This is a genomic window from Cupriavidus sp. FW305-27, assembly GCF_058787995.1.
Genome location: NZ_JBYTAG010000014.1, coordinates 15,058 through 37,436, shown reverse-complemented (window position 1 = coordinate 37,436; position 22,379 = coordinate 15,058). Strand labels below are relative to the sequence as shown.

18 protein-coding genes are annotated in these 22,379 nt (G+C 67.9%); 6 read left to right on the top strand and 12 right to left on the bottom strand.

What is annotated here, in order from left to right; translation table 11 throughout:
- Positions 1 to 24: 24 nt before the first annotated feature.
- The 10 genes from AC3WRI_RS09130 to AC3WRI_RS09085 form a co-directional block, all read right to left on the bottom strand.
- On the bottom strand, positions 25 to 1,341 hold the full coding sequence (locus tag AC3WRI_RS09130) for a sigma-54 interaction domain-containing protein (protein WP_011615774.1): 1,317 nt from the start codon (positions 1,339 to 1,341) through the stop codon (positions 25 to 27).
- Positions 1,338 to 4,448, bottom strand: coding sequence for a peptidase domain-containing ABC transporter (locus AC3WRI_RS09125; RefSeq protein WP_492293151.1), 3,111 nt, complete (start codon positions 4,446 to 4,448; stop codon positions 1,338 to 1,340). Before AC3WRI_RS09125 ends, AC3WRI_RS09130 begins: the two co-directional genes overlap by 4 nt.
- On the bottom strand, positions 4,429 to 5,181 hold the full coding sequence (locus AC3WRI_RS09120) for a peptidylprolyl isomerase (RefSeq protein WP_011615776.1): 753 nt from the start codon (positions 5,179 to 5,181) through the stop codon (positions 4,429 to 4,431). Before AC3WRI_RS09120 ends, AC3WRI_RS09125 begins: the two co-directional genes overlap by 20 nt.
- A 77-nt stretch (positions 5,182 to 5,258) precedes the next feature.
- The gene (locus AC3WRI_RS09115; protein WP_011615777.1) at positions 5,259 to 6,641 is read right to left on the bottom strand and encodes a beta-barrel domain-containing protein; all 1,383 of its coding nucleotides are present in this window, start codon (positions 6,639 to 6,641) and stop codon (positions 5,259 to 5,261) included.
- Positions 6,638 to 9,247, bottom strand: a complete 2,610-nt coding sequence (locus tag AC3WRI_RS09110) for an FHA domain-containing protein (RefSeq protein WP_492293149.1) — start codon at positions 9,245 to 9,247, stop codon at positions 6,638 to 6,640. The genes AC3WRI_RS09115 and AC3WRI_RS09110 overlap by 4 nt, the downstream gene beginning before the upstream one ends.
- 226 nt (positions 9,248 to 9,473) lie before the next feature.
- Positions 9,474 to 10,937, bottom strand: coding sequence for an efflux transporter outer membrane subunit (locus AC3WRI_RS09105; RefSeq protein ID WP_492293147.1), 1,464 nt, complete (start codon positions 10,935 to 10,937; stop codon positions 9,474 to 9,476).
- A 184-nt stretch (positions 10,938 to 11,121) separates the two neighbouring features.
- Positions 11,122 to 11,391 (bottom strand): hypothetical protein, encoded by a 270-nt coding sequence (locus AC3WRI_RS09100; RefSeq protein ID WP_011615780.1) that lies wholly within the window; start codon positions 11,389 to 11,391, stop codon positions 11,122 to 11,124.
- Between the two features lie 47 nt (positions 11,392 to 11,438).
- Positions 11,439 to 11,708 (bottom strand): hypothetical protein, encoded by a 270-nt coding sequence (locus tag AC3WRI_RS09095; RefSeq protein WP_011615781.1) that lies wholly within the window; start codon positions 11,706 to 11,708, stop codon positions 11,439 to 11,441.
- A 318-nt stretch (positions 11,709 to 12,026) separates the two neighbouring features.
- Positions 12,027 to 12,455, bottom strand: coding sequence for a DUF4399 domain-containing protein (locus AC3WRI_RS09090; protein ID WP_011615782.1), 429 nt, complete (start codon positions 12,453 to 12,455; stop codon positions 12,027 to 12,029).
- Positions 12,456 to 12,514: 59 nt separating this feature from the next.
- Positions 12,515 to 12,940 carry a DUF4399 domain-containing protein gene (locus tag AC3WRI_RS09085; protein WP_011615783.1) on the bottom strand — a complete coding sequence of 142 codons (426 nt, stop codon included), beginning with the start codon at positions 12,938 to 12,940 and terminating at the stop codon, positions 12,515 to 12,517.
- Between the two features lie 294 nt (positions 12,941 to 13,234).
- On the opposite strand from AC3WRI_RS09085, the gene AC3WRI_RS09080 reads away from it, so the two are divergent.
- Entirely contained in the window at positions 13,235 to 14,464 is a 1,230-nt protein-coding gene (locus AC3WRI_RS09080; protein ID WP_492293145.1) for a formylglycine-generating enzyme family protein, read from the top strand.
- Between the two features lie 45 nt (positions 14,465 to 14,509).
- Here AC3WRI_RS09080 and AC3WRI_RS09075 read toward each other — a convergent pair whose 3' ends face one another.
- On the bottom strand, positions 14,510 to 16,561 hold the full coding sequence (locus AC3WRI_RS09075; protein WP_011615785.1) for a serine/threonine protein kinase: 2,052 nt from the start codon (positions 16,559 to 16,561) through the stop codon (positions 14,510 to 14,512).
- 408 nt (positions 16,562 to 16,969) lie between these two features.
- Here AC3WRI_RS09075 and AC3WRI_RS09070 point away from each other — a divergent pair, with 408 nt between their 5' ends.
- From AC3WRI_RS09070 to AC3WRI_RS09050, 5 genes are all read left to right on the top strand, one after another.
- Positions 16,970 to 17,239: a hypothetical protein gene (locus AC3WRI_RS09070; protein WP_011615786.1), complete on the top strand. Its 270-nt coding sequence runs from the start codon at positions 16,970 to 16,972 to the stop codon at positions 17,237 to 17,239.
- Positions 17,240 to 17,293: 54 nt separating this feature from the next.
- Positions 17,294 to 17,563 (top strand): hypothetical protein, encoded by a 270-nt coding sequence (locus AC3WRI_RS09065; RefSeq protein ID WP_011615787.1) that lies wholly within the window; start codon positions 17,294 to 17,296, stop codon positions 17,561 to 17,563.
- Between the two features lie 82 nt (positions 17,564 to 17,645).
- Positions 17,646 to 17,918, top strand: a complete 273-nt coding sequence (locus AC3WRI_RS09060; protein ID WP_011615788.1) for a hypothetical protein — start codon at positions 17,646 to 17,648, stop codon at positions 17,916 to 17,918.
- 104 nt (positions 17,919 to 18,022) lie between these two features.
- Positions 18,023 to 18,265 carry a hypothetical protein gene (locus AC3WRI_RS09055; protein WP_011615789.1) on the top strand — a complete coding sequence of 81 codons (243 nt, stop codon included), beginning with the start codon at positions 18,023 to 18,025 and terminating at the stop codon, positions 18,263 to 18,265.
- 820 nt (positions 18,266 to 19,085) lie between these two features.
- Entirely contained in the window at positions 19,086 to 21,002 is a 1,917-nt protein-coding gene (locus tag AC3WRI_RS09050; RefSeq protein WP_010813605.1) for a DEAD/DEAH box helicase, read from the top strand.
- A gap of 81 nt (positions 21,003 to 21,083) precedes the next feature.
- Here the strand turns inward: AC3WRI_RS09050 and AC3WRI_RS09045 are convergent, their stop codons facing one another.
- The gene (locus AC3WRI_RS09045) at positions 21,084 to 22,340 is read right to left on the bottom strand and encodes an SUMF1/EgtB/PvdO family nonheme iron enzyme (protein ID WP_010813606.1); all 1,257 of its coding nucleotides are present in this window, start codon (positions 22,338 to 22,340) and stop codon (positions 21,084 to 21,086) included.
- Positions 22,341 to 22,379: the final 39 nt, after the last annotated feature.

Here is a 22,379-nt window from a genome sequence, read left to right as displayed (position 1 = left end):
ACGACCGCCGGCAGCCTCGCCGCCCTACCCCTTGCCGCCTTCGGCCTGCCGGTTGGCGCGGAAATCCTTCGAGTGGATGCCGTGCTTCTTCAGCAGCATCTGCAGGTGCGAGCGGTTCATGTCGAAGCGCCGCGCCAGTTCGGCGACGGTGCCGCCGACCTCCTGCAAGCCCCGTTCGAGGAAGGCCCGCTCGGCCTCGTCGCTGGCGGCGCGCTTGGCTTCGCTGAGGGACGTCGCCATGGCAATGTCGGCAGCGGCGGGGCCATTGCCCACCACCGCCAGTGCGGCGGGCCTGGGGCGGATGTCCTGCGGCAGTTGGGCCAGGTCGGCGGTGTCGCCGGCCAGGCAGCTCAGCCGGTACATCAGGTTGCGCAGTTCGCGGATATTGCCCGGGTAGTCGTAGTGCAGCAGGAAGTCGCGCAGCCGCGGCGTCAGCTTGAGTGGCCGGCGCTTGAGCATGCCGGCGGCCTCGTCACTGAAGTACGACACCAGCAGCGGGATCTCGTCGCGCCGCTCGCGCAGCGACGGCAGGCTGACGTGGATCACGCTCAGGCGATAGAACAGGTCTTCGCGGAAGGTGCCGGCCTGGCTCATGCGGCGCAGGTCCTTGTTGGTCGCCGCGACGATGCGCGTATCGACCGAGATCGCCTCGTCCGAGCCCACGCGCTGGATCTCGTGCGCCTCCAGCACGCGCAGCAGCTTGACCTGCCCGGTCAGCGGCAGCTCGCCGATCTCGTCCAGGAAGATGGTGCCGGTATGCGCGCTCTCGAACTTGCCGCGGCGGTCATTGCTGGCGCCGGTGAAGGCGCCCTTCTTGTGGCCAAACAGCTCGGATTCAAGCAGGCTGTCGGGGATGGCGCCGCAGTTGACCGAGATAAACGGCTTGTCGGTGCGTGAGCCATTGGCATGGATCACCTTGGCCATCAGCTCCTTGCCGGTGCCGCTCTCTCCATCGATCAGCACCGGCAGGTCGGTCGGCGCCGCCTTCTCGGCAATCTCCAGTGCCTCCAGCAACTTGGGGTTGTCGCCGAAGGTCCCTTCGAAAATAAAGCTGCGCTCAACCAGTGCCTGCCGGCGCGCGCGCGGCATGCGCTCGACTTCTTCCTGCGGCGGGGCCGCCTCGGCCGACGCGGCCTGCACGAAGCGCTCCTTGTGCGACAGCCCCATCACCTCGTCGCGCAGCGTGGTGACCTGCTTGAGCAGCTTCTCAATCTCCGGCCGGTCAAGCCGCGACGACCAGCGCAGCGTGGAACGCAGGATCTCGATCTTCTCGATCAGCCCGGCGAACGACACCGGGGACGTGACCGAGGCGGGGGTGGCTCCCTGGTTGTATAGCTTCATGCTGCGCTCAGTTGCTTCTGCACCAGTTGGAAATACATGCCCTTGCGCTCGATCAGCTCCTCATGCCGGCCCTGCTCGACGATGGCGCCTTCATACAGCACCAGGATCTTATCGGCCTGCATGATGGTGCTGAGCCGGTGCGCGATGATGACCGCGGTGCGCCCGCGCAGGATCTCCTGCATATTCGCCAGGATGTTGCTCTCTGACTGCGTGTCGAGCGCCGAGGTGGCCTCGTCGAACACCAGCAGGCGCGGGTCGTGGTACAGCGCGCGGGCAATGCACAGGCGCTGGATCTGCCCGCCGGAAAGCCCGATACCACGCTCGCCCACCACCTGCTCGTAGCCCAGCGGCAGCTTGCTGATAAAGGCGTGGGCATCGGCCATGCGCGCCACCTCCTCGATGCGGCGCCGGTCCGGGCTGTCGTCGCCGCAGGCGATGTTCTCGGCAATGGTCCCCGAGAACAGCAGGTTGGACTGCATCACGTAGCCCACCTGCGCGCGGTAGAACGCCGCGTCGATCACGTTCAGGTCATAGCCGTCCACTGTCATCGAGCCCTCGGTAGGCTTGTAGAAGCCCACCAGCAGCTTGGCCAGCGTAGTCTTGCCTGAGCCGCTGCGCCCGACGATGGCCACCATCTCGCCAGGGCGGATGGCGAAGCTGATGTTCTCCAGCACATAGGGCGTGTCTTCGCCGCCGTAGCGGAAGTACAGGTCCTTCATCACGATCTCGCCCTGCAGGTCGGGCAGCATCACGCGCGACAGCACGTCCTGCGGCTTCTGCTCGGGCTCCAGGTCGAGCACGTCGCCCAGGCGCTCCATCGCCACGCCGGCATCGTTGAGCTGGCCCCACAACGCCACCAGCCCCATCAGCGGCGCCAGCACGCTGCCCATGAAGGCATTGAAGGCGATCAGCTGGCCGATGGTGAGCTCGCGCTCCAGCACCAGCGTCGCGCCCACCCACAGCACCGCGATGGTGGTGGCGGCGTTGAGCAGCTGGCTCACCAGCCCCACCAGGATGTGGAAGGCCTGTGCCCGGTATTGCGCGTCCAGCGCCTTGGCGTACTTGCGCTCCCAGCGCAGCCGCACCGGGCGCTCGATGCCCATGCCCTTGACGGTCTCGGCGCCGCCCAGCGTTTCCATCAGGTAGGCCTTGGCATCGGTCGATGCCGCGAACACCTCGCGCGCATAGGTCTTGACCTTGGGCGTCACCACCACCGTCAGCGCCGCGATCGGGATCACGAAGGCGATCAGCAGCAGCGTCAGCTTGACGTTGTAGAGAAACATGATGGTGAAGTAGATAAACACCATCAGCAGGTTCAGCGCCGTGGTCACGGTCGACTCGGTCAGGAAGGCGCGGATGGTCTGGTTCTCCTGGAAGCGCGCGAAGATGTCCCCGGTCTTGCGCTTGGCAAAGAACGACAGCGGCAGCGACAGCGTGTGCTTGAAGAAGTGCGACATCATGGCGAAATCCATGTTGCGCACCATGAAGTTGGCCAGATACGCGCGAATCGTAGACATCAGCTGCGAGAACACGTTGGAGATGATCAGCCCCGCGATCAGCAGGTTCAGCAGCCCCACGTTCTGGTGCACCACCACGCCGTCCAGGATGTTCTGGATAATCAGCGGCGGGACCACCCCCAGCATCTGGATCACGAAGGTGGCCAGAAACAGGTGCGCCAGGATCCTCTTGTACGGCGCCAGGTAGCCGATAAAGCGCAGCCACGGCGAGCGCGACACCGACAGCTGGGTCATGCTCTCGCCCGGCGTGAACAGCAGGCAGGTGCCGCTCCAGCCGCGCTCGAACTCCTCGGCGCTCATCTTGCGGAAGCCGATGGCCGGGTCGGCCACCCACACCCAGCGCGACGAGATCCCGTACACCACCACGTAGTGGTACCCCTCCCAGTGCACGATGAAGGGAAGCTCGAACCCCATCAGCGAATCCCGCGTGCACTGCACCCCGCGCGTGGTGAAGCCGAGCGCTTCGCCGGCGCGCGCCAGGCTGTCGAGCGTGGCGCCCTGGGTGGTCACATTGGCCAGTTCGCGCAGCTTGCCCAGCGTCATCGGGATGCCGTAGTGCCGGCAGATCATCGCCAGGCAGGCCGCGCCGCAATCCATCTCCTCGGCCTGCTCCACCAGCGCGAAGCGGCGGATCAGCTTTTCGCCGAGCTCGGGCTTTGAATGCAGGTCCAGCAGCACCGGGCGCTTGCGCCGTTCGGCCAGCTTCTTCTGCCGATGCAACTCGCGGTCCAGCACGCGGATGCGCTCTTCCAGCACCTCGCGCAGGCGCGGGTTGCGCTCCAAAATCAGCTGCACCGTCTTCTCGGGAATCACCAGCAGGCGCACGTCGGTATCGGCAATGGCCGAGGCCAGCTGCTCCTGCCGCATCACGCAGGCGCGCTCGCCGAAGATGTCGCCCTGCCCCAGCGTCGCCAGCGGGTACTCGCTGCCCTCTTCGCTGCGCACGATGCGCACCGTGCCCTGGCGCACCACGTACAGGCGCCGGTCTTCGCGGCCGTCCTGCTTCAGGATCTCCTTGCCGGCCGCCACGCGCTTGACGCCGACGCTGCGCACGGCGTCTTCCAGCTCCTGCTTGTCGAGCTTGCCGCGCAGGTCGAACAGCCGCGCGACAAAGCCGCCGGCCGAGCTGATCGCGACATAGCTGGTGATAAACGCAAGCGCCGCCGGGTTGCCGGCCACCACCGGCTCGCCCACGCTGCGCGGGATCAGCAGCAGTTCGGTCTTGCCCGAGGCGCGCACCGACGACTCATGCCGGTAGTCGCGCAGCAGCGCGATATCGGCAAAGACCTCGCCGGCCTTGCGCACGCCCATGCTGATTTCCTTGCCGTGCTCCTCGTTGAACACGCGCACCGAGCCGGACTTGACGATAAACAGGCCCGGCGCCGCTTCGCCGGCATTGCAGACGGTGTCGCCAAAGCCGAAGGTCAGCACCTGCGCGGCTTCCGCCAGGCGTGCCAGCTCCTCCGGCACCAGCACCGACAGGATCTCGACGGTGGCGAGGAAGGCGGCCAGCGCCGATCCTGCCTGCGGCTGGTCCGGGGCAGGCGGGGCGGCGGGCTCGCCGCTCGCGCTAGCGGGCTTCGATGACATGTTCCTGCGCCCTGGCCATCAGCCAGTCTTCGCGCAGCAGGCGGCGCACTTCCACCGCCACCTCGCTATCGAGGGTGGCCGGGTGTTTTTCGCGCACCAGGAAGACTTCGAAGAAGGAACGGTCAGCCGACGGAAACGGTCCCAGCAGGTCGCCAGGCTCGGCATTGAACACCTTGGCCTCGATATCGGTCTTGAGCGAGCCGCGCAGCACCTTGCCGATCTCGCCTCCGCGCTCGCGCGTGTCGGCGATGGAATGCTCGCGCGCCATCTCGGCAAAGGCATCGGGATCATCCTGCAGGTACGAGATCAGCTCCTTGGCCTTGCCCTCGCTGTCGACCACGATATGGCTGACCTCGATGCTGTCGAAGCGCGGCGAGTTGAGCGCAAAGTACGCCTGCACCGCGGCCTCGCTGCACACCTGCTCCATCATCCGCTCCTGGTACAGGCTGTCGGTGACAAAGGCCTCGAATTCGTCCAGGCTGATGTTCAGCGCATCCAGGTAGTGATTCATGTCTGCGGCGCGATGCAGGCCCTGCACGCGGCGGAACTGGTCCGCGCGTTCCTGGATCTCCTCCGGCGTGACCACCACGCCCTGCCGCTTTGCCGCGTGCACGGTCAGCTTGTCGCGCACCATCTGCTCGACCAGCCCTTCGAACTGTCCGGTCAGCTTGAGCAAGCGCACGAACTCCTCGAAGCCAAGCACCTCGTCGTCGATACGCACAATACCAGTCATTTTCTCGGCTCCTTTGACGCCCGCGCGGTTGCGCGCCGGGCTGTCCCGATGTTCTGCGCCAGTCTCTCCCCGCTGCGCTAGCCGGCCACCTCGCGGAAGGGGTCAAGCCCCAGGTCGATCAGGCGGCGTTCGCGCACCACGATCTCTGCCGTGGCGGTCATGCCGTAACGCAGCGGATACTTGTTGTCGGCCACCGCGTAGTAGTCGCGCGCCAGCCGCACGCGGCCCTCGTAGACCGGCTGCTTGTCGGGTCCGCCCGGCTTGGTCGCGGGCGAGATGAATTCCAGCGTGCCCTCGATGATCCCGTAGCGCTGGTACGGGAAGGCACTGAACTTGAGCTTGACCGGCAGGCCCTCGCGCAGGAAGGCCCGGTCACGCTCGGCGATGACGATCTTCACCACCGGGCGCGCATCCTTGGGGGCAATACCGCCCAGCGGCGTGTTGGCCTGCACCTTGTCGCCGCGCTGGGTGGAGGTGACATCGGTGATCACGCCCGACACCGGCGCCAGGATCAGCAGGAAGTTGTCCTTGTCGATGTTCTCGAAGCGGATGCGCGCTGCCGCGTCCGCCACCAGGCGCGCGGTCTGCACCTGCAGGCGCAGCTTGTCCTCGGTGTTGGCGATCTCGCGCAGCGCCGCGTCGTACTGCACGCGCAGCCCGGCCAGGTCCTGGCCGCTGCTTTCTAGCTGGGAACTGGCCTGGGTAAGCTCGCGGCCCAGGCGTGCGTCCAGCTCCGTCAGCCGCGACTGCGCCACGCGCAGGTTGTTCTCCGCGTCCTGCGCCGCGGCGCGCTTGGCATCCACCTGCGACTGCGAAACGCCACCGCCACCCGGCAACGCCAGCAGGCGCGCGTATCGGTCCTGCTCCTGGCGCGCGAATTCGCGCGCGCGCCGGGCGTTCTCGAGGTTGCTGCGCGCTTCCTGCAACTGCGCGCGCTGCTGTTCGGCAAGCCGCGTGGTGCCTTCGGCGATGCGGGTCTCGTGCTGGCGCGTGGCCACGTCGATCTGCTGCTTGAGCGCCGCCGCGCGGCGTTCCATCAGCGCCTTCTTGTCGGGGAACTGCTTCCATTCGCGCTCGGAGTCTTCCAGCTTGAGCTGCGCTTCCAGCGCGTTGGCCGCGGCCTCGATCGCGCCGCGCGCATTCAGGCGCGCCAGCACGTCGTCCTTGGACACCGGTTGCCCCTCGGCCACGTAGAGGTCGGCCAACTCGCCGTCCACCGGGGCATAGAAGCGGCGCACCTCGGATTCCGGCGCCAGCGTGCCCTGCGCCGTGACAATGACATCGGCATGCCCGACGAAGGACCACACCAGCCCGCACAACACCAGCGTGAAAGTCGTGACGATGGTCAGCAGCCCCAGGCGCGACGGCTCGGCACTCAGCAGGCCGATGCCCTCGGCGCTGTGGTCTTCCAGCGCCTCGGAGAGTGGCTTGAGGCCGCCCTGGCGGGCATCGTCCTTCATGGCTGCCCCGCTTGCTGTGGCGCCGCGGCAGCCGCGGCCGGCTCCGGCGCCTTGCCGGTGTCTTCACCGCCGATCAGCTCCAGCTTGGTCTTGAGCACGGCGGGATCGAGCACGGTGCGCAACTCGCGCAGCGCGTGCCGCTGCTGGTCGGCCTCGGCGCGGATCTCTTCCTCGATCTTGGCGAGTTGCGCCAGGTCGGCGCTTTCGCCCGCGCGCAGTTGCGTGAAGATGCGCATGCCCTGGCGCGCGTCATCCTGTGCCTGCGACAGCAACCGGGCCTGCGCGCGGAACCTGGGCGAGATGCCGGGCTCGAGCCGCTGCTCGCTGCCGATCACGCCATTGCTGCGGTATTGCTTCCATGCGGCGACGGCGCTGCCCATCAGTTCCCGCGCGCGCCGCAGGGCACTGTCGCGCACGCCGTTGACGTCGGCCTCGACCGCCTTGGCGAAGTGGCCGTCATCGGCGGCATCGAGCATGGCGTAGAAGCCCAGCAGCCGGTCCTCATAGCCCTTGCTGCCGCGCGCGGACTGCAGCTCGGCGTACTGCGCCGCCACCTTCTGCTTGTGCGACAGGTCGCGCGCCAGGTCCTCGGCCCAGGGGCCGCCGCTGATCTGCTTGATCCCCGCGAGCGCTGCGGCGCTGTCGCCCTGCTGCCACGCCCTGGCCGCACCGGCATACTGGCGCACCATCTCCGGCGGCGGCAGGCGCGCGGCCAGTTGGTTGAACTGCGCCTGGAACGGCGGCGTGGCGAAGCGGCTCTCGGCAAGGCGCGCCACCAGCGGCCCGGGCCGGCGCGCGCGCAGTGCCTGCATCAGCGCGGTGTAGCGGTCCAGGTCTGACTGCACGCGGTCCAGCCCGGCCAGGCGCGGATACTTCTCGCGGTACTCGGCGATGACGGGCTGCAATGCCTCCGGGCGGTCGCGGCCGAGTTCGGCGGCAATGGTGGTGTTCAGCCGGTCGATCGCCGCCAGGTAGACCGAGGCGTCGTTCTGCAGGCGACGCACGTCGCTGAGCGCATCGGCGTAGAGATCGCGGAACGCCGGCACATCGGCCGCGATGCGCCCGAGCGCGCGCTGGTGCGCGGTGGTGTCCTGGTTCCAGTACGCCAGCAGTTGCCGGATCGGCGCCTCGTCGGTGTAGAGGCGGATCGGCGTGTCGGCGCCGCGCTGCGCGGTGAAGCGTTCGAGCCGGCCAATCCAGTCGAGTTCCGCCACCAGCGGCCGCGCATCGGCATTGTGCGCGCTGAGCTTGCGCATCCGGGCCAGCACGGCATCGGCGCCGCTGAAATCACCGGCCTTCAGCCTGGCGGCGAAAGCGGGCACGTCGGCACGCATCAGTGCCTCGGTGCCGATGGCCTGCACCTGGGCATCGCCGGGATGACGCGCCAGGTAGTTGTCGGCGGCCTGCGCCGCGCGCGCGTGATCGCCTGCGGCAAACAGCGCCTGCACTTCGCGCTCCGGCGCACCGCGCCAGTACACGGCCGCCCCCGCCAGCAGCGCGAGCAACAGCAACGCGCCGCCCCATCGCGCCGCGCGCCGCGTGCGTACGGAATCGTTCAGGCCGAACTGCCTGGCACCTTCGGCCAGCAGCAGCGCGGCACGCCCGCGCTTGCGGCGTGCCTGCGCGCCGTCGTGCGCGGCCGTGGCCGCCGCGGCCTGTGCCTCGGCCTCGGCGTTGACCTCGTCGTCCTGCTGCGCGGCATAGTCGACGCAGAAGATGTCGAGGAAGGAATCGGCGGCACCGACAAAGGTAGTGCGGTCATCCTCGTCGCGCACGGGCGAAGCCTGGGATGCGGGCGGCGTGTCGGGCGCAGCGACTGGCTGCAGCATCGAATGCGTCGCGGTGGCATCGCCGTCGCCGGTGTGCTGGACCTGCACCTTGTAGACAAAGTGGTTGCCGCCAAAGGCGATCAGGTCGCCGTCGTCCAGCGGCACGCCGTGGTCGGCCAGGCGCTTGCCGTTGACGAAGGTGCCGTTGGTGCTGCCCAGGTCCTCAACGAATGGCACGCCACCCTTGAGGTACACGTGCGCGTGGCGCCGCGACAGGTAGTTGACCTGCTGCGGATAGCTGTCGCGGTAGCGCGCGAAGGCGTCGTCGGCCTTGCTGATCAGGTAGGGGAAGCCGTCCACGTGCAGCGGCTGCAGCCCGACATCGCCGCGCTCGGGCACCAACGTCACCGCTACCCGCGGCGGCTCGGGCTGCGCCGCGCGCGGCGACAGCCGGACCCGGAACGACAGCGCCGGCCCGAAGGCCACCTCATCGCCATCGCTGAGCTGCGCCGGCTGGCGCGCCACCGCCGCGCCGTTCACGCGCGTGCCGTTCTTGCTGCCGAGATCCGCCACATAGACCGCGCCATGCTCGGCGAAGATGCGCGCATGCCGGCGCGACAGCGGTGCGGCCAGGTCTTCGGGGTAGGCGGCGAACGGCAGTTCGCTGCGTCCGACGGCGAACAGGTCTTCGTCGATGCGGATCTCGCCCAGCTCCGGGCGCGACACGGGCGTCAGGAACACATCGAATTCCTGCGCCAGATCCTGAGAGAATTCCCGCGTGAATCCCTGGGCCATTTTCACCGGCATTTCCATGATCAGTGCTTCGTCAGGAGCCATGTTTCCAGCAAGCCAACAGCGCGGCTGCCGCGGCGGCAGGCCAGGGGATGAAGCGACTAAGAACATAGTAGGCGACGGCAAAGGCTAGTCAATCGGGACGCGGAACGCGCGGTTGGCGCGGCAGCGGCACATGCAGCGGGGCAGTGGCCAGGGCTATGGGCGCGTTGCGCAACGCGTTGCAGGCGCCGGCATCACCTGAACCGCCCTACAGCACCGTTGGCAGCACTTACTGCGGCGGATTCGACGCCGCGTTGCGCACGTCGGTATCGGGCCAGCCACCGCCAAGCGCCTTGTACAGGGTGACGGTGTCGGCCAGGATCTGTTGGTGGACCGCCAACAACTGCAGTTGCGCGGCCAGCAGCGAGCGCTCGGTCTCGAACACTTCCAGCTGCGAGACCACGCCCTCCTTCAGTTGCGCCTCGATCTGCGCGGACACGACGCGCAGCTGCTCAACCTGCTGCTGCAGCTCGATGCGCTGCTTCTTGTGCGCGTCGACATTGACCAGTGCGCTCTCCACCTCTTCGAACGCGGTCATCACGGTGCGGCCATATTCGTTTTCCGCCACGCCCACCTGCGCCTCGGTGGTCTTCACGCGCGCGCGCACGCTCGGGTCGAGCATCGGCAGGTTGATGCTGGGCATGAAGCCGAAGGTGAATGACTTGAGCAGGTCGCTCAGCGCAAAGCTGGCGGTGCCGCCGCGCGCGGTCAGGCTGATGGTGGGCAACTGCGCCAAACGGGCCTGGCCAACGATGTTGTACGCGGCCAGCACGCGGTATTCCGCCGCCACCACGTCCGGGCGGCGCGCCAGCAGTTGCGACGGCAGCCCGGCCGGCACCGCGGGCGGCTGCACGCGGTCCTGCAGGCGCCCCGCCGGCACCTTGAGATTGCCCGCGGGCACACCGACCAGCGTGGCCAGCGCGTTTTCAGCCACATCGCGCGAACGGCGCAGCTCCAGCAGGTCCTTGTTCAGGCGGTTGATTTCCGCCTGCTGCTGCATCACCCGGATCTTTGGCACCAGGCCGTTCTGGTACATGGCCTGGTAGGTCGACAGGATCTGCCCGTTCTTGGCCACGGTGCGCGCCTGCTGCTCGATCTGCTCGTCGAACTGCAGGATCTGGAAGTAAGTGGTCGATACATTGGACACCAGCGTCAGGTAGCCGGCGCGCCAGTCGGCCTCGGTGGCGCGGAACTCGGCGGTCTGCGCCTGCACGCCCTTCTCGACCTTGCCCCAGATGTCGATGTCCCAGTTCAGCTGGGCGCCGGCGTTATAGGTCCAGGTGGACTTCTGCCCGGTGCTCTTCTCGAAGCTCGCACCGGCGCCGATATCGATCACCGGCAGCCCGCCGGCACGGGCCTCGCCGATCTGCGCGTTGGCCACGCGGATGCGCGCCGCCAGCACCTTGATGTCGTAGTTGCCGGAAAGCGCCTGGTCGATCAGCCTGTTCAGGTAAGGATCCTTGAAGCCCAGCCACCAGTTGGGCTGCACCGTTTCGGCCGGCGATACCGTGATCGATTCCTGGCGCGTCCATTCGGCCTTGGCCGGGGTTTCCGGGCGCTGGTACACCGGCGGCCGGAAATCGGCGCAGCCTGCCAGCAATGCCGCGCAGGCGGCCAGCGCGGCCAGCCAGGCGGTACGGTGCGGCGCGGCGGTTGACGCAACCGCGGGCGAGGCAGTGATGGATTCAGGCACGATGGGTTCCTGCGTGCGACGGCGGCGGGCGGGATGCGCTGGAGATACCCCAAGGCCTGCCGGGGCCGCGAAGTCTGTCTGTATTGTGGTGCGCGCTGGCGCGCGCTCCAACCCCGATATGCAAGGGCTCAACAAAAGCGCCGCGGGGACGCCCCCGCGGCGCTGCGCCATCTCAACAAGCTTCTCAACGATAGATATTGTTGCTGGCGTTCTGGTTGGTATCCACATGCGAACGGACATGGTCGAGGAAGGCCGAGCCATTGCCGTTCAGGTTGGTCACGGACTGCAACTGCGCGATTTCCTGCTTGGCGGTGATGCTGCTGTCGAACGCGAGCTTGATCGGCGCATACACGGCGGCAAAGGGCAGGTACGACAGGCCGCCGCGCACGGCATGCATGCGCTTGCTGTCGAGGGTTTCGGTGGCGGACAGGTCTTTGATGGTCAGCGTGGTCATGATGGTCTCCGGTATCGGTAAGAAGCAGCTAGCTGGCGCGCAGGGGCTCAGCCGTAGATGTTGTTGGTGGCGTTCTGGTTGGTGTGCACGTCGGACTTCACGTGGTCCAGGAAGGCCGAGCCGTTGCCATTCATATTGGTGACGGTCTGCATCTGCGCGATTTCCTGCACGGCGGTGATGCTGTGGTCGAACGACAGGTTGAGCGGGTGGTACACCGGCATGAACGGGAGCAGGGTGCGGCCGCCGCGAACGGCGAGCATGCCCTTGCGGTCCAGGGTGTCGACGGTGGTCAGGTCGGTGATGGTCAGCGTGGTCATGATGGTCTCCGGGTAGAGGAAGGTGTTGCCTTGGTGGTTGGTCGAGCATCGGGTTGGTGTCGCGCTCAGGAGGGACAATCGCAGGGAGCGTGCCAGCCCCGGCGCCATGGCCGCGCGGATCACGGAAGTGCCTGTAAACACGGGGAATTTTTCTTGCCGCCAGCGCCGGCGGCGGAGGCGCGGCGAGCCTGCGTCAGCGCGCACTGGCGGCGCGCAGCCAACAGCTTGCCCGTCGATGTTGGATGGCGACCGACACTTGCGGCGCCAGCGCACAAAAAAAACGGCGCATTGCGCGCCGCCGTCACCGCAGGGTCCGGATCACTTCACGTAGATCGTGATCCTCTTCGAATAAACCGGCGGGTTGGTGGGAATGTGCTTGTCATCCCCCATCAGCAGCTGCAGCGTATGCTTGCCGGGCGGCAGCTCGATCATGGTCTCGGTCTCCCCCGCCCCGAAATGCAGGTGATTGCGGTCATTGGGGATCTCCTTGTCCATCGGCGGCAGGTCCACATCGACAAGCAGGTGATGGTGCCCAGTATTGGGATACTTCACGTCCTTTGGCGCCACCCCCATATTGCGCAACCCGAACCAGACCTTGAATGGCTTGCCCGCGGGCATCGTCTGCCCGTCGTTGGGCCAGCCGATATACAGGTAGGCGTTGGGCGGCGCCGGCGTCGAACCACCCTGCACCACCGCTGACAGCAGCAGGCTGGCGGCAAAGACAGCCGCGGCAAGTAGTCTGGACATGGTGCTCTCCCTGTTTGCTGATCGGCCTAGGTTCGGCTTCCGCGGCGCGCGCTGCCCCGCTATTTCACCGTGATCGTGATCTTCTTCGAATAGATCGGCGGCTCGAACGGCACGTGCTTGGCATCGCCCATCAGCAATTGCAGCGTGTGCTTGCCGGGCGGCAACTCAATGCGCGCGTCGGTCTCGCCCGCGCCGAAGTGCAGGTGGTTCTTGTCCGAAGGGATTTCCTTGTCCAGCGGCGGCAGCTCGGTGTCGACCAGCAGGTGGTGGTGCCCGCAGCGCGGCGACTCGACGCCCTTGGGGCACACGCCCATATTGCGCAGGCCCATGCGCACCCAGAACTTGCCGCCGCTGATGACCGTGCCATCGTGCGGCCAGATGATGTAGGCCTCGGCATTGGGCGGGGCTGCCGTCGACAGCGACAGCGACGGGGCCGCGGCGAGGGCGGCAACCGCCAGCAGGCGGAACAGGAATCGTCTGGACATACGCGGCGCCTCCCGGATAACAGTCCGAAACCCGATCACGTTGTCCCGAAAGCCCATTCTTGTTGCTTGTTGGTCAGCGCTCGGCGATTCGTCATTCAGGTTAGGTCGCAAGCACGGAAAAAGCGAACCCGGCGCGTCGCGGTTGCGTGCCAATGCCCCGCCGGAGACACACGCGCTGTGCTATCTTGAAGCAAGCCGGTCGACGTCTCGGCAACACCACAATGCGCCCCCGACGCATATGCCGGCAGCTACCGGCATGCAGCGGGATCGCCGCGGCTCCAGCGAGGTGTGAAGATGTGGCGCAATCTACCAGTCGTACGCACGGCCGCCATGGCCGCCATGCTCGCCGCCGCGCCGCTGCCTGCGCAGGCGGCCGCCGCTGCCGCCGGCCCCGCGGCCACGGAACCGCTGCTGCTCGCCGGCATCATGCCCAAGAACACCGAGGAGCAGTACGAGCTGAGCTTCTGGGAATCGATCAAGAACAGCAATTATGCCGGCGACTACGAGGCCTACCTGAAGCAGTACCCCAACGGACGCTTCGCGGTGCTGGCCAGGGCGCGCCTGGAGCGGCTGGCGGCGTCCGCCTCCGCACCCAAGGCCCAGGCGCCCGCACCGCCGCCCCGCTCCGGCACCTCTGCCGGGGGCCAGGTCACGCGGCCGCCGGCACCGGCCGCGGCAGCGCGTCCGGCATCGCCGCCCGCTGCGTCACCTGCTGCGCCACCTGCTGCGCCACCTGCTGCGCCACCGGCAACGGCATCGCTGCGCCCGGGCGCGGCGGCGGGCGGCGCGGTCAGCGCCACATTGCGCACCGGCGAGATCCGCGATTGCCCGGCCTGCCCGGTGCTGGTCCCCCTGCCGGCGGGCAGCTTCACCATGGGCAGCAGTGCCAGCGATCCCGCCGAGAAGCCCCCGCACCACGTCACCATCGGCCAGCCGTTTGCCATCGGCCGCTATGAGGTCACGGTCGAGCAATGGAATGCCTGCGCCGACGCCGGCGGCTGCCAGCGCGTCCCCACCGTCGCCGACAGCGCGAAGAACGCGCCGGTGCGCGACGTCAGCTGGGACGACGCGCAGCAGTACGTGGCCTGGCTCAGCAAGACCACCGGCAAGTCCTACCGGCTGCCCACCGAGGCCGAATGGGAATACGCAGCGCGCGGCGGCACCGCCAGTGCCTACTGGTGGGGCGACCAGATGCGCAAGGGCAATGCCAACTGCAAGGACTGCGGCGACCCATGGAGCCAGGATGCGCCGGCCGCGGTCGGGACATTCGCGGCCAACCCGTACGGCCTGCACGACGTCAACGGCAGCGTGTGGGAATGGGTGGCCGATTGCTGGCACAGCTCATACAAGGGCGCGCCCGCCGACGGGCGCGTATGGAACGAGAACGCCTGCGGCGCACGCGTGATCCGCGGCGGCTCCTGGCGCGAGGGGGCGAGCTACATGGTGTCGTCCACGCGCTTCAAGTACAGCCCCAGCGTGCGGCAGTCGCAGAACGGCTTTCGCGTGGCGCGCGACATGAAGTAGCGGCTGGCGCAATTGCCAAGCGGCAAGCCGGCCGGCTGGCGGCAATCAGCGCGCGCGCGTGGAGATCTGCACCAGGTCCGCGCTGATGCGGTCCCGGCCATAGGTGCGCGCCATCTGCGCCAGCGGCTTTTCCAGTGCCTTCAGGTAGTCCTTGTGCAGCTCGACCTCGGCGCGCCGGCCATCGAACAGCGGCGCGGGCGTGGTCAGCAACACCACCAGCTCGGTGCCGAACGGCCCGGAGATGATCCAGTCGCCACCGTCGCCAACCGTGGCGCCATGGCTGGGCGGCGCCTGGTGGGCGGGCACGCGCGCGCTCGGCACCATGTGCGCCACCTTGCCGTCGGCCGCGAAGTAATCGACATAGACATAGGAGTCGCGCGCCGGCGTGCGCAGATCCAGCACCAGCGGTGACCCTTCGGTCAGCTGCGTGCCCTGGCCGCGCAGCCGCAGCGACGAAGCCGTGCCCCCTTCGCGGTGGCCCGACCAGTACGGCGCGATCAGGGTGGCCACGTCGCACTTGTCGGCGGCCAGCGGCTGGGTGTCGATCGACACGCCCTTGAGCTCCTTGACGCCCGGCAACGCGCTGAGCTGCTCGCGCAGCCGCACGGCGCCGACGCTCTCGGCCAGGAAGCCACGCACACGCAACGTCTGCGCCTGCTGGGTGGCGGTGAGCAGCGAGCACGGCACCGCGGCCAGCATCTTCGTGACGTCGGCCATCGACAGCACCGCCGGGCGGGCAGCCGGTGCGGGCGGGATGACCGGCGCTGCGGGCACCGGTGTAGCCGGGGCCTCGACGCGCGCATCGCCAGCCGGTGCTTCGGCCTGGCGCTGCGAATGCCAGGCGTAGTAGCCGATCGCCGACACGCCCGCCAGCACGGCCAGCGCGCCGCCTGCCATCAGCGGCGAGGGGCGCCGCGTGGACACCACCGGCACCGCGCTCATGCCATGCAGGAAGCGCGCGACGGTGGGCGTGCGTGTCTCGCGGTCGAGCGACAGCGCCTCGCGCAGGGTCTTCCACTGCGTGCGGCTCAACTGCGGCGGCTGCGCCGGCTTGAGCCCGGCATCGCGCGCCTGGTTGGCCGAGAGCCGCTGGTAGGGATGCTTGCCGGTCAGCAGTTCATAGGTCACGCAGGCCAGCGCAAAGATGTCGTCGCGCGGGTCGGGCTCGCAATGGTCGAACATCTCCGGGCTGGCGTAGGCTGGCGTCATGCCACCCAGCGAGCCGGGATCGAACACGGTCCGGTCGGACTCGTCGGCCGGCGGCAGGAAGCCGCGCGCGATGCCGAAGTCGATCACCTTGACCTCGCCGTTGGCGGTCAGGAAGACGTTGGCGGGCTTGAAGTCGCAGTGCACGAAGCCGCGCTCGTGCGCGTATGCCAGCGCATTGCCCATGCCGTTGATGATCGACATGGCGCGCGCCATCGGCATGCCGGTGAAGCCCGGGGCCTTGAGCACATGGTTGAGCGAAGAGCCTGACAGGTATTCCATGGTCAGGAAGACCACCGGCCCGTCGCGGTCGAAGTCATAGACGGTGACGATATTCCGGTGCGCCAGCGTCTGCGCCTTGCGCGCCTCGCGCTGCAGCGCCATCAGCGACTTGGGGTGCCCGCTGAACTGCAGGTTCAGCACCTTGATGGCGATATAGGGCTTGCGGTCCGAGGCTTCCAGCTTGCGCAGGTCGAGCGCCTTGTAGACCGTGCCCATGCCGCCCACGCCCAGGCATTCTTCCAGCACGAAGCGGCCGTTCAGCGTATCGCCCACGCCCTTGGTATGCGCCGCCTGCGGCAGCGTGCCCGGCTCGGGCGAGGTCGCATACAGCGAGCCCGTCTGCGTGCCGGCCAGGCGCGTGGCCTCGGTGGCGCCGTCGTACTGCGTGGCGCCGCGGCGCTCGATGCGCCGCATGACTTCGGCATAGACCGCGGGCGGGAACGGGAAGCGCGTGTTTTCCTCGATGACCACGCGCGCGGCCTGGCTGGGCGTGGTGGGATCCTGCGCCAGCGCCGTTTCGAACGACGCAACAAACTCGTCGTCGGAGAGACCGCCGTTCTGGAACTTGCGGATCAGTTCTTTGAGACTGGCCACCGGATGCCCCGACATGGTTGCTGGCACGGCGCATCCCACGATGCGGATATGCCTGCCTTCGAGATGGATACTAGTGCGCACCCAAGGCATGCGCAAACCATGCGAAGCCGGCGTGCAACGCCGCGCGCGGGCGCCCCCTGCCAATCGCATCGCCTTTGGCGCGCCACTGTCGCGGCCGCGCCAACACCGGCACGCCGCCTGTTGGCCGCGGCCCGTCACCCGTGGCATGCGGCAGCGCCCGCAGCCAGTGCCCGCAAGCCGACATCGAAAATAAATCGCCCGTGTTTTCAGGCAGTTGCGCGTGACTGGTCGGGACCGGCAACGGCATTGGCACAGTCCCTGCGTTAGTACCTCCCGAGCGCGACACCAACCCGATGCTCGAAACCAGACCCAAGGCAGTACCTTCCTCTACCGGAGACCATCATGACCACGCTGACCATCAAGGACCTGTCCTCCACCGAAACCCTGGACCGCAAGGGCATGCACGCCGTACGCGGCGGCCTGGCCTACATGCCGTTCGCCGCGGTCTACAGCCCGGTGAAGCTGTCGTTCGACAGCAGCATCAAGGCCGTGCAGGAAATCGCCCAGATGCAGACCGTCACCAACATGAACGGCAACGGCTCGGCCTTCCTGGACCATGTCCGTTCGCATGTGGATACCAACCAGAACGCCAGCAACAACATCTACGGCTGAGCCCACGCGCCCCAGCCACCCACACCCACGCACTGACCGATACCGGAGACCATCATGACCACGCTGACCATCAAGGACCTGCCCGCCGCCGAAACCCTCGACAGCAAGCGCATGCACGCCGTGCGCGGCGGCCTGGCCTACCTGCCCTTCGCCGCCGTCTACACGCCGATCAGGCTGTCGCTGGACAACAGCATCAACGCCACGCAAAGCATCGCGCAGATGCAGACCGTGACCAACCTGAACGGCAACGGCTCGGCCTTCCTGGACCACGTCAAGTCCGACGTGCACACCAACCAGAACGCCACCAACAACATCTTCGGCTGATACGCCCTGGCCACTGCTGGCGCGCAGATGCTGCAATCTCCGCGCCAGCAGCCCCCGGCACCTGACTCAAAGGAGCACCACCATGTCATCGATCCTCGTCCGCGATCTCGCCCTGAGCAAAGAACTCGACCGTGCCTCGCTGTGCGCCGTACGCGGCGGCAACTCGTGGCTCAGCCGCGGTGTCGGCAGCGTCGGCCCGCTGGCCAACGTCACCGTCAACGTCAACCAGAACATCGCGCAGCTGCAGAGCATCAACGTCAACACGCTCAACAACAGCATCGTCGGCCCCGACTTCGGCCCGGTGCGCGTCAACGTCAACCCCTCGCAATGGGCCGGCAATTTCGCCGCAGTCTGAGCGCACCGCGCGGCGGCCCCGCGGGCAATACCGCGGACCGCCTCGCCTATACTGAAGCGGTCCCGCGGCCGCATGGCCGTGGCGCCGCTTGACCGGAGACAGCCATGGCAGTGATCGTCATCAAGGATTTGCCCGACAGCATGGATCTCGACCGGCAGGCCATGACCGCCATCCTGGGCGGCGGGCGTACCGCCGGCGGCCAGGCATGGCATGGCCTGCGGCGCCAGGACACCGCGCGCATCGTCGACTACCCGGGCGGATTGCCGGGCAACCGCCATGTGATGCCGCAGGAGCAGCCGCTAGGGCGGCTGCCGCGCAAGGCCGCTGGCAAGGATGCAGAAGACTGAACCGCAACCACAACCGCCAAATGAAAAGCCCGCCATCGCTGGCGGGCTTTGGATGCGGACGGGCCCGGACCACCTGGGTCACGCGGTCAGCAGTTCGGTCATTCTGTTCCAGGCAGGCTTCCCATGATTCCGCCCATGATGCATGAAGCGGACGCCCATCCGGACCACCCGGAGAGTCGCAGGAAGTCTGGCGCGTGGAGTCAATGACCGCAGTGCTCGCCGCGAACAGCGGCCCAATGCCGCTGCAGGAGGTCAAGCGGGAGCGTTTTCGTCCGCCCCGTGCGGGCATCCTGTGTGCTCGCGCCTCCAGTATAGGCGGGGGTTTTCGCCTTTCAACCAGCGTGGCGCGGGGCGCGTCCGGAAGGTGACGAGCGCCTGACATATCCGGTTACGTTTTCGCAGTGCAACAAAAATTCCGTACTCTGCTATAATCCGCGCCGTGAGTTTCGCAACTGTGAGATCCGCCAAACGCCCGGCTTCCTGCCGCGGCGAATCCGCTGCCCTCCCAAGCTCTGTTTCCTCGCTGCCGGACGCCTAGTCATCACTTCATGGCCCCAGCCGCCCAGCAGAACGCACCGCTCACCTGACGTCGCCTCGTCTCCGATCCTGTTGAACAGCCTGAAACCTGAGCTGTTTGCCTGCCAGGGATACGGCCGGACCGCCTAGCGGGACCAGCCACCGCCCTGCCTGCCGCCGTACTGCCAGCTGTGTCTGTCGTAACGGCCTCACCGATTGGCGCCGAAGCCTTTTTAAGACTTTGCACTGCGCCCACCCCATTTTGCTTTGCCGGGGTGCCATGCATTTATTTGACCATTCCGACATGACCCAGCACGACATTCGTGCGGAGCAAGCTATTGCCTCCGCGACCGACGCTTCGATCACTTCCGACGCTGCCCAGAGCCCGCTCGACAAGCTCGACGCCCTGCTCAACCCCAGCCCGGCAGTTGAAGAAGCCCCGGCCGTGGAAAGCGGTTTCGCCACGCTTGGCCTCGATGCGGCCATCCTGCGCGCCCTCTCCGAACTGAACTACAACACGCCCACGCCGGTGCAGGCCCAGGCCATCCCGGCCTTCCTGGCCGGCCGCGACCTGCTGGTCTCGAGCCAGACCGGCTCGGGCAAGACCGCCGCGTTCATGCTGCCCGCGATCCAGCGCATCAGCGAAATGCCGGCGCCGCAGCGCGCGACCGAGCCCGCCAAGCGCATGAAGGGCAAGCGCCCCCGCCCGTCGCCGGCGCAGCCCGCACTGCTGGTGCTGACCCCGACGCGCGAACTGGCCCTGCAGGTGACCGAGGCCGCCGCCAAGTACGGCCGCAACCTGCGCCGCATCGTCTGCGCCAGCATCCTGGGCGGCATGCCCTACCCCAAGCAGCTGGCCGCGCTGGCCAAGATGCCTGACATCCTGGTGGCCACGCCGGGCCGCCTGCTCGACCATATCGACGCCGGCCGCATCGACCTGTCGGCCCTGCAGATGCTGGTGTTCGACGAAGCCGACCGCATGCTCGACATGGGCTTTGCCGACGACATCGACGCCATCGTCAATGCCACCCCGGCCACGCGCCAGACGCTGATGTTCTCGGCCACGCTGGATGCGCGCATTGCCCAGCTGGCCTCGCGCCAGCTGCGCGACCCGCAGCGCATCGAGATCGCCGCGGCCCGCGCCGACCAGAGCCATATCGAGCAGCGCCTGCACTTCACCGACGACATGTCGCACAAGGAACGCCTGCTGGACCACCTGCTGCGCGACGCGACGCTCAAGCAAGCCATCGTCTTCACCGCGACCAAGCGCGATGCCGATTCGCTGGCCGAGCGCCTGTCCGACACCGGCTTTTCGGCCGGCGCGCTGCACGGCGACATGACCCAGGGCGCGCGCAACCGCACCCTGACCGCGCTGCGCCGCGGCAACCTGCGCGTGCTGGTGGCCACCGACGTGGCCGCGCGCGGCATCGACGTGCCCGATATCACCCACGTGGTGAACTTCGACCTGCCCAAGCAGGCCGAGGACTACGTGCACCGCATCGGCCGTACCGGCCGCGCGGGCCGCTCGGGCACCGCCATCAACCTGGTGAACCACAACGACATGTTCCAGTGGAAGCGCATCGAGCGCTTCACCAACCAGCGCATCGACGCTTCGGTGATCGAAGGCCTGGAGCCGCGCCGTTCGCCCAAGCCGCGTTCCAACTTCGGCGGCAAGCCGGGTGGCGGCCGTGGTGACTTCCGCGGCAATGGCGGCGGCTACCGTGGCGGCGAACGCAGCTTCGGCGACCGCAAGTTCGGCGGCGGCGAAAGCCGCACCGGCTTCGGCGAGCGCAAGTTCAGCGGCGAGAGCCGCGGCTTCGGCAACCGCCCGGAAGGCGCACGCCCGTTCGGTGACGACAACCGCGGCGGCTTCGGCAATCGTGAAGGCGGCTACCGTGGCCAGGGCCAGGGCGGCCAGGGCGCCGGCTACCGCGGCGCCAACGACGGTGCGCGTGGCTTCGGCAACCGCGAAGGTGGCCGCAGCTTCGGCGACGACAACCGCGGTGGTTTCGGCAACCGCGACGGCGCCGCCCCCCGCAGCTTTGGCGACAACAACCGTGGTGGCTTCGGCGACCGCACTGGCGGCGGCTATCGTGGCAACACCGGTGGCAACGGCGACGGCCGCAGCTTCGGCAACCGCGACGGCAACCGTGACGGCAATCGCAGTTTCGGCGGCAATGGCAGCGGCAACCGCAACAGCCGTTCGCGCTACGAGCGTTGATGCAGTGGTGCGCTAAGCGCACCTGCCAGGCAGAAGAAAGGGCACCCTCGGGTGCTCTTTTTTGTTGTCGCGTACAGCCCGCTACGGCGCGCAGGTGCGAAAGCCGATGAAGGACAGGTCGTCCTCCGGCAACCGCGCCCACCTTGCCCGCACATGGCGCAGCCGCGCGGGGCTGGCGAACGACACACCGCGCACCGCCTGGTGCGTGCCGAAGCGCCCCACCACCTCGCTGTCTGACGGCGCGGCGGCAAACCCGGCGTACGGCTCATAGGGCGTGGCAGTCCACTCACGCAGCGTCCCCCACTGCAGGCCGCGGTTCTGCGTCGCGGCAAGCTCCCATTCCGATTCCGCCGGCAGGCGCCGCCCCGCCCACACGCACCACGCTTGCGCCTCGTACAGCGTGACATGGCGCACCGCCTCATCCGGATTGAGCGTGCGCCGCGTTCCGAAGCGCTCCACCATCCAGGCGCGCGATTCCGGATGGCGCGACCAGTAGCGCGGCGCCGAGCGTTCCTGCGTCATCAGCCACTGGCGCCCCGCTGCCGACCACCACGCCGGGTGCTCGTAGCCGCCGTCCTCGACGAACTCGAGAAACTGCGCGTTGCTGACCGGCGCCATGTCCATTTCAAACGCGGGCACGTAGGTGGGCTGCGGCGGCAGCTCATCGGGCCAGGCAAAGCCGTCGGGATCGCTCCAGCCGAGCGTGAAGCGACCGCCCGGGAAATGCAGGGTGCCGCCATGCCCCGCAGGCTGCACCGGACCGGCGCCGATGGCCTCCGCGGGAGCCATGCCCAGCGCCTGCAACAGCGCGGCCACGCCTTCGCCCTGGGCATCCTCATGCAGCAGCGCGCGGCGGTACGGGTACAGGGTCAGGTCGCTGTCGTCGGCCAGCAGCGCAATCCGGCGCAGCACGCCGTCGAGCACGTGGCCGGCGTAGCGCTTGACCACCGCGACGTCGGGCAGCGTGACCTCCCAGCGCTCGTCGGGGCCGATGCGGTCCGGGTCGAACCACTCGTCGGCGCCGTCCAGCAGCGACGGCTCAGATGCCACCGGCACCGGCACGCCGCCGCGGTCCACCTGGCGCACGCCGCGCAGGCACCACCACTCCGCATGCCAGGCCACGTGCCCGAGCGTCCACAACGGCGGATCGGCATCGTACTGATGCGGCACGTCCCAGGCGCGGCGCGTCTGCCCGAACGGTGCCAGCCACGCCAGCGTGCGGTTGCGCGCATCGACCAGCGCCTGCGCCAGCCCTTCGCGCGGCAGCCGGCGCGGGTCGGACCAGGTCGCCTTGCCGCCGGTGAAGTAGAGATCGGGAAGCATGGGAAAGCCGCTCATCGGGAAAGTCCGTGCAGGGGAGTGAACAGTGGACAGGCA

Coding starts and splice junctions, on each gene's coding strand:
- AC3WRI_RS09130 (WP_011615774.1), bottom strand. CDS start 1,341: ATGAAGCTATACAACCAGGGAGCCACCCCCGCCTCGGTCACGTCCCCG.
- AC3WRI_RS09125 (WP_492293151.1), bottom strand. CDS start 4,448: ATGTCATCGAAGCCCGCTAGCGCGAGCGGCGAGCCCGCCGCCCCGCCT.
- AC3WRI_RS09120 (WP_011615776.1), bottom strand. CDS start 5,181: ATGACTGGTATTGTGCGTATCGACGACGAGGTGCTTGGCTTCGAGGAG.
- AC3WRI_RS09115 (WP_011615777.1), bottom strand. CDS start 6,641: ATGAAGGACGATGCCCGCCAGGGCGGCCTCAAGCCACTCTCCGAGGCG.
- AC3WRI_RS09110 (WP_492293149.1), bottom strand. CDS start 9,247: ATGGCTCCTGACGAAGCACTGATCATGGAAATGCCGGTGAAAATGGCC.
- AC3WRI_RS09100 (WP_011615780.1), bottom strand. CDS start 11,391: ATGACCACGCTGACCATCAAAGACCTGTCCGCCACCGAAACCCTCGAC.
- AC3WRI_RS09095 (WP_011615781.1), bottom strand. CDS start 11,708: ATGACCACGCTGACCATCACCGACCTGACCACCGTCGACACCCTGGAC.
- AC3WRI_RS09090 (WP_011615782.1), bottom strand. CDS start 12,455: ATGTCCAGACTACTTGCCGCGGCTGTCTTTGCCGCCAGCCTGCTGCTG.
- AC3WRI_RS09085 (WP_011615783.1), bottom strand. CDS start 12,940: ATGTCCAGACGATTCCTGTTCCGCCTGCTGGCGGTTGCCGCCCTCGCC.
- AC3WRI_RS09080 (WP_492293145.1), top strand. CDS start 13,235: ATGTGGCGCAATCTACCAGTCGTACGCACGGCCGCCATGGCCGCCATG.
- AC3WRI_RS09075 (WP_011615785.1), bottom strand. CDS start 16,561: ATGTCGGGGCATCCGGTGGCCAGTCTCAAAGAACTGATCCGCAAGTTC.
- AC3WRI_RS09070 (WP_011615786.1), top strand. CDS start 16,970: ATGACCACGCTGACCATCAAGGACCTGTCCTCCACCGAAACCCTGGAC.
- AC3WRI_RS09065 (WP_011615787.1), top strand. CDS start 17,294: ATGACCACGCTGACCATCAAGGACCTGCCCGCCGCCGAAACCCTCGAC.
- AC3WRI_RS09060 (WP_011615788.1), top strand. CDS start 17,646: ATGTCATCGATCCTCGTCCGCGATCTCGCCCTGAGCAAAGAACTCGAC.
- AC3WRI_RS09055 (WP_011615789.1), top strand. CDS start 18,023: ATGGCAGTGATCGTCATCAAGGATTTGCCCGACAGCATGGATCTCGAC.
- AC3WRI_RS09050 (WP_010813605.1), top strand. CDS start 19,086: ATGACCCAGCACGACATTCGTGCGGAGCAAGCTATTGCCTCCGCGACC.
- AC3WRI_RS09045 (WP_010813606.1), bottom strand. CDS start 22,340: ATGAGCGGCTTTCCCATGCTTCCCGATCTCTACTTCACCGGCGGCAAG.